Source organism: Streptomyces sp. NBC_00306 (genome assembly GCF_036169555.1).
Lineage (GTDB): Bacteria > Actinomycetota > Actinomycetes > Streptomycetales > Streptomycetaceae > Streptomyces > Streptomyces achmelvichensis.
This window is the reverse complement of record NZ_CP108032.1, coordinates 7,120,180-7,136,412: the sequence shown is the minus strand read 5'-3', so window position 1 is coordinate 7,136,412 and position 16,233 is coordinate 7,120,180. Positions and strand designations below refer to the sequence as shown.

The following is a 16,233-nucleotide window of genomic DNA, read 5'->3' as shown; positions in this document are numbered from 1 at the left end:
GTGCGGGACGCAGAAGACGGCGCACGGGAGTCCCGTACGCCGTCCACCAGGAGGGAGGGCTACCAGTTCGCCGGAGCGTAGTCCTTGAGGAAGCAGCCGAAGAGGTCGTCACCGGACTCGCCGCGCACGATCGGGTCGTAGACGCGGGCGGCACCGTCGATCAGGTCGAGCGGGGCGTGGAAGCCCTCGTCCGCGAGACGCATCTTGTCGGGGTGCGGGCGCTCGTCGGTGATCCATCCGGTGTCGACTGCGGTCATCAGGATGCCGTCGCTCTCGAACATCTCCTGGGCGCTGGTGCGGGTGAGCATGTTCAGCGCGGCCTTGGCCATGTTGGTGTGCGGGTGGCCCGCCCCCTTGTAGCCGCGGCTGAAGACACCCTCCATCGCCGAGACGTTCACCACGTAGGTGCGCTTGGCGGCGGAGGCGGCCATCGCCGGGCGCAGCCTGCTGATGAGGATGAACGGGGCCGTGGAGTTGCACAGCTGGACCTCGAGCAGCTCCACCGGGTCGACCTCGGACACCGTCTGGATCCAGCTGTTGGTGTGGTGCAGATCGGGAACGAGACCGCCGGCGTCGATCGCGTTGCCGGCCGCGATCCGCGCCGGGGACGCCGAGCCGCTGACGAGAGCGAGCCCGGTCACGTCCTGGGCGGTGAGGCCCTCGCCCGCGGCGGAGGGCAGCGCGGCCACCGTCTCCACCGCGCCGCTGCCGAAGGTGCCGATGACCTCGGCGGGCGGCAGCTCACCGGCGGGCAGCGGGGCGGACTCGGCGCTGACGAGTTCGCTGTAGGCCTGCGGGGACCGGCGCACCGTCTGGGCCGCGTTGTTGATCAGGATGTCCAGGGGGCCCTGCGCGGACACGGAGTCGGCGAGGGCGACGACCTGCGCCGGGTCCCGCAGGTCGATACCGACGATCTTGAGGCGGTGGATCCACTCGTCGCTGTCCGGCATCGCCTTGAAGCGACGGATCGCGTCGTTCGGGAAGCGCGTGGTGATCGTGGTGTGGGCACCGTCACGGAGCAGCCGCAGCGCGATGTACATACCGATCTTGGCGCGCCCGCCGGTGAGGAGCGCCCGCTTGCCGGTGAGGTCGGTCCGGGCGTCGCGGCGGGCCCGGTTCTCGGCCGCGCACTTCTGGCAGAGCTGGTGGTAGAAGGCGTCGACCTCGACGTAGCGGGTCTTGCAGATGTAGCAGGACCGGGGGCGCTGGAGTATGCCGGCGATCTCGCCGGTGGCCGACGACGAAGGAAGGAGACCTTCGGTCTCGTCGTCGATCCGCTCGGCGGATCCGGTGGCGGTGGCCTCGGTGACCGACTTGTCGTGCGCGGTCTTGGCGGCGCGGCGCTCCTGGCGGCGGCGCTGCTTCACGGTCCGGTAGATACCTGCGGTGGCCCGGCGGACCGCGATGGCGTCGGGGTGGTCGACGTCCAGCTTGTCGAGCTCGTCGAGCACGCTCAGGCAGACGGCCATCCGCTCCGGGTCGATGCCCGGGCCGAATACCTGACTGTCCTCTGTCACCGTCATGGCCTTTGCCGTTCCTCGGTCGCTCGCGCGCTGTGGGGGTTTCAAAAGCGCAACTTTACTGAGCAAATGGGTGACTACAAAATCCCGTGACCGGGGGCTTCGAGCCTGCCCGCGCGACGCCGGTGCCCCTCGCCCACCGGGCCCCGGTCTCCCCCACCCGGCCGCCGTCGGTCTCCCCCGGCCCGGCTGATCCGGAAGACCGACGGCACGGCACGGGTCGGCTACGCGAACAGGCCGGTCAGCCAGGTGCGCCAGGCTTCCTCGTTCTTCTGTGCGTCCGCTCCGGCGGCGAAGTCGTGGACGCTGACGCCGACAGGGGCGCCGAAGTGGTTGCGACCGAAGACGCGGTACATGGCGTCGTCCGTGCGCAGCCCCACGAAGTAGGGATTGCGGTAGTCGAGGACGGCGTCGACCGGGCCGGTGCCGGGCAGTTCGACGCGTACGGTCGCGCCCTCGGCCGCGTCGTCCGCCAGTCCGAGTCCCCGGCTCACGACGTCGAGACCGTCCGGCTCGTTCGAGGTGTCGGGGGCGTCGACGCTCATGAACACGGCCGCCTTGCCGGTGTAGTGCAGCAGGTACTGGCGCAGGGTGTGCAGATAGAAGTCGGTGTGCTTGTCGGCACCGTCGTACTGGTTGTCCCAGTCCTCGACCAGGATGCCGCTGTGCACGTAGCGCACCCAGGAGCCGCCGCCCTCGCGGGGCTCGATGACGTGATCGAGCTGGTTGAAGGTCTGCTGGGAGATGCCTTCCGCGTCCTCGGTGCGGCCGGTCAACCGGTGGGGCGGGTCCCAGGCGGTGACGGTGCCGCCGTGCGGGGCCGCACCTCCCTCGCGGGGTTCGTACTCCATCGGCCAGAGCCAGCCGGCGGTCCCGGTGGTGATCGCCTCCCAGACCTGCTGGGGCTCGGCGTCGACCTCGAACTCCCGGACGATCTCGAATTCCTTGGACATGACGTCTCCTTGTGTCGTGCTGGTTCGGTGCGTTGATGGGGGGATGGGGCGGATGGCCGGTCAGGCGGGCCGCGGCGCTCCGGCGAGGTGCTGGACGCGCGGACCGGGTGGCCTCGTCATGACGGCTCGCCGGGCAGCGCAGCGGGGCTCTCGGTGTCCGGGTCCCTGGCGTCCGCCCCCTCGACGGCGTCCGGGATCTTGACGGTCGGATGAAGCGCCACGACCAGGCGGTGATCGCGGCCGCCCGGGGCGTCCTCGGCGTGGTAGCGGGCGATCAGCGCGCTCACGCCTTGGGTGAGTTCCTCGACGAAGGCCGCACGGTCGGCTGCGGAGGCGAACCGCACCTCGCCGTCCAGGGCGTAGGTCGCGAGTCGCTTGCGCGCCTTGGCCGCGCCGGTGATCAGGCTGCCGACATCGCGCACGAGACGCGCGGCGACCGCGAGCATCCAGCGCGCGGAGAGCTGGTCGCGGAACCCCGCCGGGTCCGGCTGCACCGCGGCCAGGGCCAGTGGAGAGATGACGTACGAGGCCGCTGTGGCCCGCATCAGCCGCTCCGTGACGTTGCCCTTGCGGCGTTCCCCGGCCAGCTCGACCAGGCCGTGCCGCTCCAGCGCCTTGAGGTGGTAGTTCACCTTCTGACGGGGCAGCCCGACCCGGCCGGCGAGCATGGCCGCAGAGGCGGGGCCCGCGGCGAGCTCCGCCAGGAGCCGGGAGCGCACGGGGTCCAGCGAGACGGCGGCTGCCGCGGAGTCCTCGATCACTGTGACGTCCAACATGGCTCCACCGTCTCACCGAACACTTTTCTTGTCCAGCACTCTTTTGTTGTCGGTCTCGGGCCATGGCGGGACACGGTCGGCCACACCACCGACCCGGTCAGGTACAGAACAAGAGCCGTGTCCCGGTCGCACGGGAAGGCAGGGGAGCAAGGGATGCACGGGCGTCCGCCGCATCGGCTTCAGGGACGACGCGGCGCCCGCTGATGGCGGCCAGGATCGAGGTGCGCCGTGAGCGCGAAGTCGCTGCGGCGGAGCCCGGTCTGCTCGACGCCTGTCTCGACACCACCGGCTTCCCGCTGACGGCAGCTCACCAGCTCGCGTGCAAGGGGACGATCGCGCGGCTCGCGCACGAGAGCGCGGAATGCCCACCGGGCTCAGGAACGATGTTCGTGGCGGCGGGCAAGACCCTGATCCCCGTCGAACACGCCGTGCCGGTCCGCGCGTTCTGCCACGGTGCGTGGCAGACGGGGTTCAGCTCGATGTGCAAGGAGCCCGGAGTGTGGCCTCAGCCGTGCCGAACGGTGAGCGTCCTCGGAACTCCTCAGGACGCCGCGAGCACCGCCTGGACGGTCTTGCCGCCGCCCGGTCCGCCTCGTACCGCGAAGTGCCGGGACAGCTCGCGCACCATGAAGATGCCGCGCCCGCTCTCGTCGCTCTCCAGGGGCGAGCACTCTCTCGGGTGGATCGGACTGGCGTCCTCCACCTCGACGGTGACCAGGCCCGGGTCGACATGCAGCCGCAGCCGGCAGCCGCTGCGGCCGTGCCGGGTGGCGTTGGTGACCAGCTCGGACACGACGAGGGTGGCGTCCTCGATCTGGTCCCCCGTCACCGGCTCGCCGCAGCGGCGGCTCAGGAAGACCGTGGTCAGATGGCGCGCCCAGCGGGCGGAGGTCTCCGCCTGCGGCAGTTGGTACGTCGCACGCGCGGCGCGCCGACGGGTGCGCCCTTGCGTACGCATCCTCATCACTCCGTCCCGGTCGATGGCAGCCTCAAAGCCGAACGGGGCTGCCGTGCTCCGCGGATGCGCGACGGCGTGCCCCTACCTCCAAGTGGTGCCCGGACGGAGTGATCCGCAATCGGGGTTCATGTCACGGAGCGTTCACAGGACTACTCCCAGGACGGCTCACAGGACCCGCTGGCCCTTGCCGAGCGCGATGACACCGTTCTTGGAGACGGTGTAAAGCTCCTGATCCCGCTCGGGGTTGACGCCGATGGTCGCACCGGGCGGCACGTCGACGTTCTTGTCCAGGATCGAACCGCGGACGACGGCGCCCCGGCCTATGCGGACGTTGTCGTGCAGCACCGAGCCCTGCACCACCGCGCCCTCCCCGACCATCACCCCGGGAGAGAGGACGGACCGGGTGACCTGCCCGCGGACGACACAGCCGGGGCTGACGATCGACTCGCTCGCGATGCCGGCACCGATGAAGCGTGCCGGGGGAAGCTGGCCCGGATGGGTGTAGATGGGCCAGCGGCGGTTGTACAGGTCGAAGGCCGGCCGGTCGGGGATCAGATCCATGTGGGCGTCGTAGTACGAGTCGAGGGTGCCCACGTCGCGCCAGTAGCCGTGTTCCCGTGGCGTCTCCCCCGGCACATGGTTCTCGTTGAAGTCGTAGACCTGTGCCATGCCCTGCTCGGTGAGCATCGGCAGGATCGAACCACCCATGTCGTGCACGGAGTTGTCGTCCTCGGCGTCCCGGTACAGCGCGTCGACGAGGACCTTGGTGGTGAAGAGGTAGTTGCCCATGGAGGCGAACACCCGCTCGGGATCGCCGGGCAGTCCGGGCGGGTCCGCGGGCTTCTCGAGGAACCGCTCCACTCTCGCGCCGTCCGACGCGGGCGTGATGATCCCGAAGGACGAGGCCTCGGCGCGCGGGACCCGGATCCCGGCGACGGTGACCCCTGCCCCGCCCTCGATGTGCTGCTTGAGCATCTGCCGCGGGTCCATCCGGTACACATGGTCGGCACCGAACACCGCGATGTAGTCGGGCTGTTCGTCGTTGACCAGGTTGAGCGACTGGAGGATCGCGTCCGCGCTGCCGAGGTACCACCGTCGGCCGAGCCGCTGTTGGGCGGGTACGGGCGTCACGTAGTTGCCGAGGAGACTCGACATCCGCCAGGTGGTGGTGACATGGCGGTCCAGCGAGTGCGACTTGTACTGCGTCAGCACGCAGATGCGCAGAATGTCCCCATTGACGAGACTGGAGAGGACGAAGTCGACGAGGCGGTACATCCCGCCGAAGGTCACCGCCGGTTTCGCACGGTCGGCGGTGAGCGGCATCAGCCGCTTGCCCTCCCCGCCGGCCAGAACGATCCCGAGCACCGAAGGTCCACCGCGCATCGTGCCCCCTCACACCTGCTGTGTGTGTCGCACTGCCGTCCCTGTCACACCTGCTTGAGCAGGTCCTCGTACAGCTCGTACGTCCGCCGGGCCACCTGGTCCCAGCCGAACTCGCGCACCGCGCGCTGCCGGCCGGCGGCGCCCATCCTGGCGGCCTCCGCCGGATCGTCGAGTACCCGGTTCACCGCCTGTGTAAGACCGGATTCGAAATCCTCCGGGTGACGCGCCACGTAGGGCACGAGCAGTCCGGTGCGTCCGTCGTCCACGACCTCGGGAATGCCTCCGACCGAGGAGGCGACGACGGGGGTACCGCACGCCATGGCCTCCAGGTTGACGATGCCGAGGGGCTCGTAGACCGAGGGGCAGACGAACACGGCCGCATGGCTGAGGAGTTGGATGACCTGTGGCCGTGGCAGCATCTCGGGGATCCAGTGCACGCCGTCGCGCACCCGCTCGAGTTCGTCGACCAGTTCGCGGAACTCGGCGCCGATCTCGGGGGTGTCCGGGGCTCCGGCACACAGCACCAACTGGGCGTCGGGGTCGAACGAGCGGGCCGCGCGCAGCAGATGCGGGACCCCCTTCTGACGGGTGATGCGGCCGACGAACAGGACGAAGGGCCGGTCCGGATCGAGTCCGATCCGCCTCAGCGCGGCCGTCTCGTGATCGGGCCGGTAGAGCCGGGTGTCGATGCCGTTGTGGATCACGTGCACGCGGTCGGCGTCGAGGGCGGGATAGCAGGCGAGGATGTCGTCCCGCATACCGCGGGACACGGCGACGACGGCATCGGCCGACTCGATCGCCGTGCGCTCGGCCCAGCTGGAGAGGGCGTAACCGCCGCCGAGCTGCTCCGCCTTCCAGGGCCGCAGCGGCTCCAGGGAATGCGCCGTCATCACATGGGGGACCCCGTGGAGGAGCTTGGCGAGATGACCCGCCAGGTTGGCGTACCAGGTGTGGGAGTGGACCAGTTCGCGGCCGCCGAGCTCGGCGGCCATGGCCAGGTCGACGGCGAAGGTGCGCAGTGCGTCGTTCGCACCGTCGAGCTGGGAGGGCGCCCGGTGCCGCAGCACCCCTTCCGCCTCGCCCTCGCCCCAGCAGTGGACCTCCAGGTCTGCGAGTGCTCTCAACTCCCGGGCGAGGAACTCCACATGGACACCGGCGCCCCCGTACACGTCCGGGGGGTACTCGCGTGTGAGCAGTCCGACCTTCACCCCTTGATGGTCACCCACGCGCGGCGTACGGGGAAGACCGCCGTCAGGATCACTGCGGTGTCCGGCGGGGCGGACGGTCGAAAACGCAGTCGCCGCACAGCCCGCCGCCGGGCACGCGGTAGTAGAGACAGCAGGTGCTGCGGCGCATGGCCGGGCCGCGGACGGTGCCCGCCAGATCGGGGTGGCTCAGCAGTTCGGCGGCGAGGGCGGCGGCCCGTTCGCCCACAGCGGCCCTGCCGCCGCGGCGGGCCCAGTCGGCGAGCATGCGCACGGCTCCGGCGAGTGCCGATCCTGCGTTTCCCCACAGCAGCTGCCGCGAGACGGGCGTGTCCTGACGCAGCGCGTCGGCGAAGGGGACGAGGTGGCCGTACTGAACCGCCTCACGCAGGGTGACCGCGGTGGCGGACAGTGAACCGGAGCCGGTGAGCCACAGATCGTCGGGTGCGCTGCGTTGGGGTGCCCAGTGCAGCCGCGCGGGATCGAGATCGGGGATCTCCCCGTGGAGAGCGGCCGACCCGAGGGCGATGGACCACAGCCGGGCCGCGAACCCGAGGTGCGCGACGGACGCGGCCACGCGCCGCTCTCCGGCGCCGAGGCGGGCGGCGACGGTGTCGATCCTGGTACTGAGGGGGGCGGTGTCGCCGGCGTACAGCCGGGCCAGGGGCGCCCCTCCGCCGCCGGACGGATCCGCACGCAGCGTGAAGAAGCCGCCGACCGCGTCCAGCTCCGTCAGGTCCATCCCCTGCTCACCGCCTTGTTCTCGAGCATTTCTCGACCGCCGCGCAACACCGGTCACCGTAGCGTCGGGCGTACACCGGTCCACCCCCGCTGACCTGCTCGACCGCCGTACGGGGGACTTTTGGCCTAGGCTCGTACTACGTCGGCAGTACGTCCAAATGCCTGCTCAAGGACGACGACGCGAACGCGGAACAGGGAGATCGTGGTCTCTATGAGTTCCCTTGTGCTGGCAGTGCTGCTGTCACTGGTCTCCGCGGTCGCCTATGCGGCCGGGGCGATCGTGCAGGAGCATGTCGCGGCATCCACCTCCGCCCGGCCCTACGCCCCGCTGCACCACGCGGGGTGGTGGTTCGCCGTGGCCCTGAACTCCCTGGGTGCGGTGCTCCATGTCGTCGCGCTGGCGTACGGGCCGCTGAGCCTGGTGCAGCCGCTCGGCGCGCTCACGATCGTCTTCGCCCTGCCGATGGCCGCCCTGTTCGTGCGGCGTGGGGTGGGCGCCACCGCGTGGAAGGGCGCGCTGATGGCGACGGCCGGTCTCGCCGGCCTGCTGGCACTGACGGACACGGCGGACGCCCAATCGCTGGGCACGGGCCAGCGCGGGGTGCTCGCGGCGGCGACGTTCGGCGGGGTGGCTCTCCTCTTCCTGGTCGCCCAGACCATTCACCGGCCGGTCCTGCGCAGTGTGCTGCTGGCCGCGTCGGCCGGTGTGGCCTTCGGTATCGCGTCGGTGTTCACGAAGACCGTGGCGGTGGACTGGGACTGGTCGGCCCCGCTCGCCCAGTGGAGCAGTCTGCTGGTGATGGCGGTGCTGGCGATCGGCGGTCTGCTGCTGTCCCAGGCGTCGTACCGCGGCGCGGGTCTGGCCGCGCCGCTGGCCACGGTGACCGTGGTCAACCCGGTCGTCGCGGCGGCCGTCGGCATCACGATGTTCGGCGAATCGTTCCGGGGCGGCATCCCGGGCACTCTGCTCGCGCTCGGCTTCGGCGCCCTGGCGGCCGGCGGTCTGATCCTGCTGACGACGGAACGTCTCGCCGCCGCCGGGAGGAACGATGCGGACGGTTCACCGTCGGCGGGAGACGCGGACGGGCGCGGGCACCGGGACGACCGGCACGCGCCCGGGGACGACCGGTCATCACAGACCCCCGGGACGCCGATGAAAGCGCCCGAGCAGCGGACCCCGGTCTCAGACCGGGACGCCGCCCGCCCTGAGGTAGGCGAGGGGATCGATGTCGGAGCCGTACCCCGGACCTGTCCGGATCTCGAAGTGGAGATGCGGTCCTGAGCTGTTGCCGGTGGACCCCGAACGGCCGATCCGCTGACCGCTGGTGACCTGCTGCCCGGAGCGCACGGTGAGCGCCGACAGATGTGCGTACTGGCTGTACTTGCCGTCCGTGTGACGGATGACGACCTGGTAGCCGTACGCACCGGCCCAGCCGGCCGAGACGACCCGGCCGGAGGCGACGGACTTCACGGAGGTCCCGGTCGGGACGGGGAAGTCGACGCCCGTGTGGTAGCCGCTGGACCAGGAGGAGCCGGCCTTGCGGTACGGCGTGCCGGTGGAGGCGTCGACCGGGGCGCTGAAGCCGGACCTCTGCACGGGCTTCTTGACGTGTGCGGGCTTGGCCGCCTGCTGCTTGGGCGCCTGCTTCTTCGGTGCCTGTTGCTTGGGGGCCTGTTGCTTGGGCGGCTGCTGCCCGGGGGCCGGGCGGGGCTTGGCGGCGGGCCTGCGCTCAGGTGCCTCGGCGGACGGAACGGGTCCCGTGCGGCTCTTGGGCGCCTCGATGCGCAGGATCAGCTTCTGGCCGGGGTGGATGAGGTCGGGGTCGGGCCCCACGACCGTACGGTTCTGCGCGTACAGGCCCTGCCATCCGCCGCGTACGTCTTCGGCGTCGGCGATCCGGGAGAGCGAGTCGCCGCGGGCCACGGTGTAGCCCTCCCGGTGCGTGGGCACCGTCGTCGGCGTCGCCTTCGGGGGCGCGGACTGCCGCTGGGCCGCGGGTCTGTCCCGGCGGTCGCTCTGCTTGCTCTTCGCGTCGGTCTTCGCCGCTAATCGGCGGTCCGGCGCGATGTCGGGAGCGTCCCCGCCGCGGGTGAGACCGGCGCGCGCGGAGCAGACCGGCCACGCTCTTGGGCCCTGCCCCTTGAGGACCTTCTCGGCGACGGCTATCTGCTGGTCCTTGCTGGCAAGGTCGGCGCGCGGGGCGTACTGCCTGCCGCCGTAGGCCTCCCAGGTGGACTGGGTGAACTGGAGTCCGCCGTAGTAGCCGTTGCCGGTGTTGATGCGCCAGTTGTTGGTGGACTCGCAGGCGGCCACCTTCTCCCAGACGTCCACCGAGGCCGCATGGGTCGTACCGGCACCGATGAGCGGCAGCGCCATGCCGGCTCCGCCCGCGGTGACGGTGAGTGAGGCGCGGTTGATGCGGCTCGGCTGATATCGGCGGTGCCGACCGGTTGCGGCCATCTCGAGACTCCCCCACTGACATGTAGGTCACGTCGCAAGCGGTCAACTTAGGTGCTGTGCACCGATCGTGACAAGGGTTCAGGCCCGGCGTACCGGGGCACAGGGGGCCGGAGAGCCGTCCCGGGAGATCAGCCGGGGGCGCCCTCCGTCGCGGCCGGGGCAGGTGACCAGCGGCGGCCGACGCCGACCCGCTCGGCGCGCTCCGGATCGCCGGCCCCGCCGGCCGGCGGACGGCTGCCGCCCCGGGCGAGGAAGTCGGCGAGCGGCAGGGTCGCGGCGCCGACGGTCACGGCATCGGGGCCGAGCTGACCGAGCTCGATGGTGGTACGGGCGGCGGCGTGGTCGAGGGCGTACTCGCCCGCGTACCGGCGCACTTCGGGGAGCAGATGGGGTCCGATCAGCAGCCCGGCCCAGCCGCCGAGCAGGATGCGCTCGGGACGGAAGAGGTTGATCAGGTCGGCGACCGCGGCGCCCAGGTACTCGGCGGTGTCGTCGAGCAGGGCGAGGGCGACCGGATCCGGATCGGGGCCGTGGGGTCCGGGGAAGGCGGCGGCCAGCAGGGTGGCGAGCGCGGTCTCGTCGTCGGCGGCGGCCGGGAGCGGGCCGCCCGCCTCCTGCCAGCGTTCGCGGAGCGCTTCCGCGCCGGCGTACGCCTCCAGACAGCCGAGGGATCCGCAGCGGCAGCGCCTGCCCCGGATCCTGACCGTGGTGTGACCCCATTCGAGGGCGCTGTTGCTGGCGGACTCCTCGCGCGTGGCGGCGTGGACGACACAGGCACCGACGCCTGACCCGATGAGGGCCACGGCCGCTTCCCGGGCGCCGCGTCCGCCGCCGAACCACATCTCGGCCTGCCCCAGGGTCTTGGCGCCGTTGTCGATGAACAGCGGTACTTCCCGGGGCAGTTCGATGGCGTCGCGGAGCAGTTTCTCGAAGGGGACGGCGGTCCAGCCGATGGTCTGGCCGTGCACGATCGCGCCGTCCCGCGCGTCCTGCTCGATGATGCCGGGCACGCCGATGCCGATGCCGAGCAGACCGGCGGCATCCACGCCGGCGTCCCGCAGGACATCGGCGACGCCGATGCTCACATGGGAGACGACGCGGTCGACGTCGTAGCCGTGCTGGGCCAGCAGCCGTTCCGTGCGGGCGAGCTCGGTGAGGGACAGATCGAAGAGTTCGACCCGTACGCGCGTCTCGCCGATGTCGATGCCGATGAGCAGACCGCCGGACGGGGTGACACGCAGCAGGGTGCGCGGCCGGCCGCCGTCGGAGTCGACGACACCGGCCTCCTCGAGCACTCCCTCGGCGACCAGTTCGGCCACCACATTGCTGATAGAGCCTGAACTCAGGCCGGTGGCCGGTCCGAGCTCCTGGCGGCTCAACGGGCCGTCGAAATACAACCGTTGCAGAACCCTGGCACGGTTGCCGCGCCGCAGGTCACGCACTGTCCGTCTGTTGCGCTCCGCCATGGTGCTCCTTCCCTCGTCGCAACATACCCCGGTCGCAGACCTTGACGCGACCTTCCCTCACCTCTTAAATCACGATCTAAATTAAGTCATGGATGCCGTTCGGGAATCGAACGCAGCCATCCCCGGGAAGGGGCCCTCTCTCATGCGCACCATCAGAGCCGCAGCAGCCGTCACCGTCATCAGCGCGCTCGTCGCCATATCCGGCTGCGGCGGTGGTTCCTCCACCGACGGAAGCGGCAGCAACGAATCCCCCAAAACGCTCACGTACTGGGCCTCCAACCAGGGCCCCAACATCGAGGCCGACAAGAAGATCCTCACGCCCGAACTCAAGAAGTTCGAGAAGGAAACGGGCATCAAGGTCAAGTTGGAGGTCATTCCCTGGTCCGACCTCCTCAACCGGATCCTTGCCGCCACGAGTTCCGGACAGGGCCCCGACGTCCTGAACATCGGCAACACCTGGTCCGCATCGCTCCAGGCGACGGGCGCCCTGCTGCCCTGGGACCAGAAGAACTTCGACGCGATCGGCGGACGGGACCGCTTCGTCGACTCGGCCGTCGCCTCCGCGGGCGCCGAGGGCAAGGACCCCGCGGCCGTGCCGCTGTACTCGCTCGCGTACGCCCTCTACTACAACAAGAAGATGTTCGCCGACGCGGGCATCTCGCAGCCGCCGGCCACCTGGGACCAGCTCGTGGCGGACGGCAAGAAGATCTCCAAGGGCGGGAAGTGGGCACTGGGTGCCGAGGGCGGCAACCTCGCCAACAACATCCACCAGGTCTTCGTCCTCGCCAAGCAGCACAACGCCGACTTCTTCGACTCCGCCGGCAAGCCCACCTTCACCTCCGACGGCGCGGTCGCCGCGGTGAAGCAGTACGTGGACTTCATGGCCAAGGACAAGATCGTCGCTCCGGGCAACGCGGAGTACGCGCAGAACCAGTCGCTCCAGGACTTCGCCCGCGGCAAGACGGCGATGGTGCTGTGGCAGGCCGCCGCGTCCACCTTCGCGGCCCAGGGCATGAAGCCCGCCGACTGGGGCGTGGCCCCCGTCCCCGTCCAGCAGGGCGCACCCGGCACCGGCGCTAACACCAACTCCATGGTCGCCGGCATCAACATCGCGGTCTTCAACAACACCAAGAACGTGGACGGCGCGAAGAAGTTCGTGAAGTTCATGACCAGCGACGCCGAGCAGAAGCTCCTCAACAAGACGTACGGATCGATCCCGCCGGTCACGGCCGCGCAGCAGGACCCGGCGTTCGCCGCACCGGACCTGAAGGTCCTGCGCGACACGCTGTCCACGAGCGCCGCGCCGCTGCCGCAGGTGCCGACGGAGTCGCAGTTCGAGACCACGGTCGGCACGGCCGTGAAGGAGCTGTGGGCGGACGCCGCGGCCGGACGCCCGGTGACCACGGCGTCCGTCAAGGAACGTCTGAACAAGGCCCAGCAGCAGATGCAGCAGTGAGGCACACCCGATGACCACCACCGTCACTCCCGGCCGCACCGGCCCGGCGGACAGCGGTGAGCGGGTGGGGAAGGGGGATGCGCGACGCAGGATGCCGCGCATCCCCGACCGGATCCGCCACGGCGGTCTGCCCTATCTCCTCCTGCTGCCCGCAGTCCTGCTCGAACTCCTCATCCACCTGATCCCGATGGTGATCGGGATCGTGATGAGCTTCCGTCAGCTCACCCAGTTCTACATCCGCAACTGGGGCGAGGCCCCGTGGACGGCCTTCGACAACTACCGGATCGCTGTCGACTTCAGCCCACCGATCGGTGAGGACCTGCTCAACTCGTTCCTCGTCACCTGTGCGTTCACCGTTCTCGCCGTCGGTCTGTCCTGGCTCTTCGGCGTCGCCGCGGCGATCATGATGCAGGAGAACTTCCGCGGCCGCGGACTGCTGCGGGCCGTCTTCCTCACGCCGTACGCGCTGCCGGTGTACGCGGCCGTCATCACCTGGGCGTTCATGTTCCAGCGGGACAACGGCATGATCAACCACGTCCTGCACGACCAGCTGGGACTGACCGACCAGCCGTCCTTCTGGCTGATCGGCGACAACGCGTTCTTCGCCGTGGTCGTCGTCGCGGTCTGGAAGTCGTGGCCGTTCGCGTTCCTGATCGTGATGGCGGGGCTCCAGAACATCCCGCGTGAGCTCTACGAGGCCGCCGCGATCGACGGCGCCGGCGTCTGGCAGCAGATCCGCAAGATCACCCTGCCGTCGCTGCGGCCGGTCAACCAGGTGCTCGTCCTGGTGCTGTTCCTGTGGACGTTCAACGACTTCAACACGCCGTACGTGCTCTTCGGACGGGCGGCCCCGGAGGCGGCCGACCTGATCTCGGTGCACATCTACCAGTCGTCGTTCGTCACCTGGAACTTCGGCCAGGGTTCGGCGATGTCCGTCCTGCTGCTGCTCTTCCTGCTGGTGGTGACGGCCGTCTATCTGCTGCTCACCTCCCGCACCCCGCGAGGAGCCTCCCGCACAAGGAAGAGCGCCGATGCCTAAGCCACCGCGGTCCCCGATCGCACCGCCGCAGTCCTTCCTCTGGACCCGCCGGGTCGTGCTGACGCTGCTGACGGTCTTCGCCCTGCTGCCCGTCTATGTGATGCTCAGCAGTTCGCTGAAGCCGCTCCAGGACGTCTCGGGCCAGTTCCGCTGGATTCCGTCCGGGCTCACCATCCGGCCCTACATCGACATCTGGAACACCGTTCCCCTCGCCCACTACTTCGTCAACTCGCTGATCGTGGCGGTGTCGGCGACGGTGCTGTCCGTGGTGATCGCGGTGTTCGCCGCCTACGCGGTGAGCCGCTACCGGTTCCGCGGCAAGCGGATCTTCACCGTCACCGTGCTCTCCACGCAGATGTTCCCGGGGATCCTGTTCCTCCTGCCGCTGTTCCTGATCTTCGTGAACATCGGCAACAGCACGGGCATCGCCCTGTACGGCTCGCGCGGCGGACTGATCCTCACCTATCTGACGTTCTCGCTCCCCTTCTCGATCTGGATGCTGATCGGCTACTTCGACTCCATCCCGCGAGACCTGGACGAAGCCGCGATGGTGGACGGCTGCGGCGCCCTCGGGGCGCTCTTCCGGGTCGTCGTGCCCGCCGCGGTCCCCGGCATCGTCGCCGTGTCGGTCTACGCGTTCATGACGGCCTGGGGCGAAGTCCTCTTCGCCTCCGTGATGACGAACGACACCACACGAACGCTCTCCGTCGGTCTGCGCGGCTACGCCACCGAGAACGACGTGTACTGGAACCAGGTCATGGCCGCGTCGCTGGTCGTCAGCGTGCCCGTCGTCGCCGGGTTCCTGCTCCTCCAGCGCTACCTCGTCGCCGGCCTCACCGCCGGCGCAGTCAAGTGACCTCAAGCGAAAGGCAGTCCGTGAACGACCTCAACGCCCTTCCGCCCGATTTCACCTGGGGCGTCGCGACCGCCGCCTACCAGATCGAGGGTGCCGTGGCCGAGGACGGCCGCTCGCCCTCCATCTGGGACACGTTCTCGCACACCCCGGGCGCGGTGGACAACGGCGACACCGGCGACGTGGCCTGCGACCACTACCACCGCTGGCCCGAGGACATCTCCTTGATGCGGCAGCTCGGCGTGGGCGCCTACCGGTTCTCGATCGCCTGGCCGCGCATCGTCCCCGGCGGTGACGGTCCGGTGAACCCCGCGGGCCTCGCCTTCTACGACCGTCTCGTCGACGGTCTGCTCGAAGCGGGCATCACCCCCTTCGCCACGCTGTACCACTGGGATCTGCCGCAGGCGATGCAGGACCGGGGCGGCTGGCCGGCCCGCGAGACCGCCGAGCACTTCGCCGCGTACGCGTCGGCCGTCGCCGAACGGCTCGGCGACCGCGTGAAGGACTGGGCGACGCTGAACGAGCCGCTGTGCTCGTCGTGGATCGGCCATCTGGAAGGCAAGATGGCGCCCGGTCTCACCGATCTGACGGCCGCGGTACGCGCCTCGTACCATCTGCACCTCGGCCACGGGCTCGCCGTGCAGGCCATCCGCGCGGCCTCGTCCGACGCACGCATCGGCATCGTCAACAACCTCTCCCCCATCGAGCCCGCGAGCGACCGTCCCGAGGACCGGGCCGCGGCGGTGCGGGCGGACGGTCACACCAACCGCTGGTGGCTCGACCCGATCCACGGCCGCGGGTACCCGCAGGACATGCTGGACCTGTACGGGGTCGAACTCCCCGAGAAGTCCGGCGACTTGAAGACCATCGCGGCTCCGCTCGACTGGCTCGGGCTCAACTACTACTTCCGGCAGATCGTCACCGCGGACCTCAGCGGCCCGGTCCCGTACGCCAAGCAGATCTACACGCCCGGCGCCCGGCACACCGCCATGGACTGGGAGGTGCACGCCGACGGTCTGGAGCAGCTGCTCGTGCGGCTGTCGGAGGAGTACGGCGCGCAGCGCGTCTTCGTCACGGAGAACGGCTCGGCGTATCCCGACGTCGTCCGCGCGGACGGGACCGTCGACGACCCCGAGCGGGTGCGCTATCTGGAGGAGCACCTCGCTGCATGCGGTCGGGCGGCTCGCCGGGGCGCGTCCGTCGCGGGCTACTTCGCCTGGTCGCTGCTGGACAACTTCGAGTGGGCGTACGGCTACGACAAGCGCTTCGGCCTGGTACATGTCGACTACACGACGCAGAAGCGGACCATCAAGGGCAGCGGGTACCGGTACGCGGACATCGTCCGCGCCGCGTCCCGCAGGGCCCGCCGGGCGGCCTGAGCCGACGCGGGCCACGCCGGACCTGGTCCGGCGTGGCCCGCCC

14 protein-coding genes are annotated in these 16,233 nt (G+C 70.1%); 5 read left to right on the top strand and 9 right to left on the bottom strand.

The features are described from left to right. Positions 1-59: 59 nt before the first annotated feature. The 7 genes from OHA05_RS31900 to OHA05_RS31870 form a co-directional block, all read right to left on the bottom strand. Complete coding sequence (locus tag OHA05_RS31900) at positions 60-1,523, bottom strand: SDR family NAD(P)-dependent oxidoreductase (protein WP_328862454.1); 1,464 nt, start codon at positions 1,521-1,523, stop codon at positions 60-62. A 221-nt stretch (positions 1,524-1,744) separates the two neighbouring features. Beyond that, a complete protein-coding gene (locus OHA05_RS31895) occupies positions 1,745-2,473 on the bottom strand; it encodes an SRPBCC family protein (RefSeq protein ID WP_313942788.1) in 729 nt (242 codons plus the stop codon). A 116-nt stretch (positions 2,474-2,589) separates the two neighbouring features. Next, positions 2,590-3,249 carry an ArsR/SmtB family transcription factor gene (locus OHA05_RS31890; RefSeq protein WP_313942789.1) on the bottom strand — a complete coding sequence of 220 codons (660 nt, stop codon included), beginning with the start codon at positions 3,247-3,249 and terminating at the stop codon, positions 2,590-2,592. Positions 3,250-3,790: 541 nt separating this feature from the next. Further along, a complete protein-coding gene (locus tag OHA05_RS31885) occupies positions 3,791-4,207 on the bottom strand; it encodes an ATP-binding protein (RefSeq protein ID WP_313942790.1) in 417 nt (138 codons plus the stop codon). A 165-nt stretch (positions 4,208-4,372) separates the two neighbouring features. Further along, positions 4,373-5,590: a glucose-1-phosphate adenylyltransferase gene (gene glgC / locus OHA05_RS31880; RefSeq protein ID WP_313942791.1), complete on the bottom strand. Its 1,218-nt coding sequence runs from the start codon at positions 5,588-5,590 to the stop codon at positions 4,373-4,375. Between the two features lie 44 nt (positions 5,591-5,634). Beyond that, positions 5,635-6,798 (bottom strand): glycogen synthase, encoded by a 1,164-nt coding sequence (gene glgA / locus OHA05_RS31875; RefSeq protein WP_328862453.1) that lies wholly within the window; start codon positions 6,796-6,798, stop codon positions 5,635-5,637. 49 nt (positions 6,799-6,847) lie between these two features. Continuing rightward, positions 6,848-7,537 (bottom strand): (2Fe-2S)-binding protein, encoded by a 690-nt coding sequence (locus OHA05_RS31870; RefSeq protein ID WP_328862452.1) that lies wholly within the window; start codon positions 7,535-7,537, stop codon positions 6,848-6,850. A 210-nt stretch (positions 7,538-7,747) separates the two neighbouring features. On the opposite strand from OHA05_RS31870, the gene OHA05_RS31865 reads away from it, so the two are divergent. Next, positions 7,748-8,818 (top strand): DMT family transporter, encoded by a 1,071-nt coding sequence (locus OHA05_RS31865; protein ID WP_328862451.1) that lies wholly within the window; start codon positions 7,748-7,750, stop codon positions 8,816-8,818. On the opposite strand, the gene OHA05_RS31860 is transcribed toward OHA05_RS31865, so the two are convergent. Next, complete coding sequence (locus OHA05_RS31860; RefSeq protein ID WP_328862450.1) at positions 8,720-9,997, bottom strand: transglycosylase family protein; 1,278 nt, start codon at positions 9,995-9,997, stop codon at positions 8,720-8,722. The genes OHA05_RS31865 and OHA05_RS31860 overlap by 99 nt on opposite strands. Positions 9,998-10,125: 128 nt before the next feature. Beyond that, positions 10,126-11,463, bottom strand: coding sequence for an ROK family transcriptional regulator (locus OHA05_RS31855; RefSeq protein WP_328862449.1), 1,338 nt, complete (start codon positions 11,461-11,463; stop codon positions 10,126-10,128). 142 nt (positions 11,464-11,605) lie between these two features. Between OHA05_RS31855 and OHA05_RS31850 the strand changes: the two genes are divergently transcribed. From OHA05_RS31850 to OHA05_RS31835, 4 genes are read left to right on the top strand one after another with little or no spacing between them, the layout of a single operon-like run. Next, positions 11,606-12,919, top strand: coding sequence for an extracellular solute-binding protein (locus tag OHA05_RS31850; RefSeq protein WP_328862448.1), 1,314 nt, complete (start codon positions 11,606-11,608; stop codon positions 12,917-12,919). Between the two features lie 10 nt (positions 12,920-12,929). Then, positions 12,930-13,958 (top strand): carbohydrate ABC transporter permease, encoded by a 1,029-nt coding sequence (locus OHA05_RS31845; RefSeq protein ID WP_328862447.1) that lies wholly within the window; start codon positions 12,930-12,932, stop codon positions 13,956-13,958. Further along, positions 13,951-14,814 carry a carbohydrate ABC transporter permease gene (locus OHA05_RS31840; protein WP_313942800.1) on the top strand — a complete coding sequence of 288 codons (864 nt, stop codon included), beginning with the start codon at positions 13,951-13,953 and terminating at the stop codon, positions 14,812-14,814. The genes OHA05_RS31845 and OHA05_RS31840 overlap by 8 nt, the downstream gene beginning before the upstream one ends. Before the next feature lie 20 nt (positions 14,815-14,834). After that, positions 14,835-16,190 carry a GH1 family beta-glucosidase gene (locus tag OHA05_RS31835; protein ID WP_328862446.1) on the top strand — a complete coding sequence of 452 codons (1,356 nt, stop codon included), beginning with the start codon at positions 14,835-14,837 and terminating at the stop codon, positions 16,188-16,190. The last annotated feature ends 43 nt before the right edge of the window (positions 16,191-16,233 follow it).

What these genes read in the sequence shown, in the direction of transcription:
- OHA05_RS31900 (WP_328862454.1), bottom strand. Translation starts at nt 1,523, where the DNA reads ATGACGGTGACAGAGGACAGTCAGGTATTCGGCCCGGGCATCGACCCG.
- OHA05_RS31895 (WP_313942788.1), bottom strand. Translation starts at nt 2,473, where the DNA reads ATGTCCAAGGAATTCGAGATCGTCCGGGAGTTCGAGGTCGACGCCGAG.
- OHA05_RS31890 (WP_313942789.1), bottom strand. Translation starts at nt 3,249, where the DNA reads ATGTTGGACGTCACAGTGATCGAGGACTCCGCGGCAGCCGCCGTCTCG.
- OHA05_RS31885 (WP_313942790.1), bottom strand. Translation starts at nt 4,207, where the DNA reads ATGCGTACGCAAGGGCGCACCCGTCGGCGCGCCGCGCGTGCGACGTAC.
- glgC (WP_313942791.1), bottom strand. Translation starts at nt 5,590, where the DNA reads ATGCGCGGTGGACCTTCGGTGCTCGGGATCGTTCTGGCCGGCGGGGAG.
- OHA05_RS31870 (WP_328862452.1), bottom strand. Translation starts at nt 7,537, where the DNA reads ATGGACCTGACGGAGCTGGACGCGGTCGGCGGCTTCTTCACGCTGCGT.
- OHA05_RS31865 (WP_328862451.1), top strand. Translation starts at nt 7,748, where the DNA reads ATGAGTTCCCTTGTGCTGGCAGTGCTGCTGTCACTGGTCTCCGCGGTC.
- OHA05_RS31860 (WP_328862450.1), bottom strand. Translation starts at nt 9,997, where the DNA reads ATGGCCGCAACCGGTCGGCACCGCCGATATCAGCCGAGCCGCATCAAC.
- OHA05_RS31855 (WP_328862449.1), bottom strand. Translation starts at nt 11,463, where the DNA reads ATGGCGGAGCGCAACAGACGGACAGTGCGTGACCTGCGGCGCGGCAAC.
- OHA05_RS31850 (WP_328862448.1), top strand. Translation starts at nt 11,606, where the DNA reads ATGCGCACCATCAGAGCCGCAGCAGCCGTCACCGTCATCAGCGCGCTC.
- OHA05_RS31845 (WP_328862447.1), top strand. Translation starts at nt 12,930, where the DNA reads ATGACCACCACCGTCACTCCCGGCCGCACCGGCCCGGCGGACAGCGGT.
- OHA05_RS31840 (WP_313942800.1), top strand. Translation starts at nt 13,951, where the DNA reads ATGCCTAAGCCACCGCGGTCCCCGATCGCACCGCCGCAGTCCTTCCTC.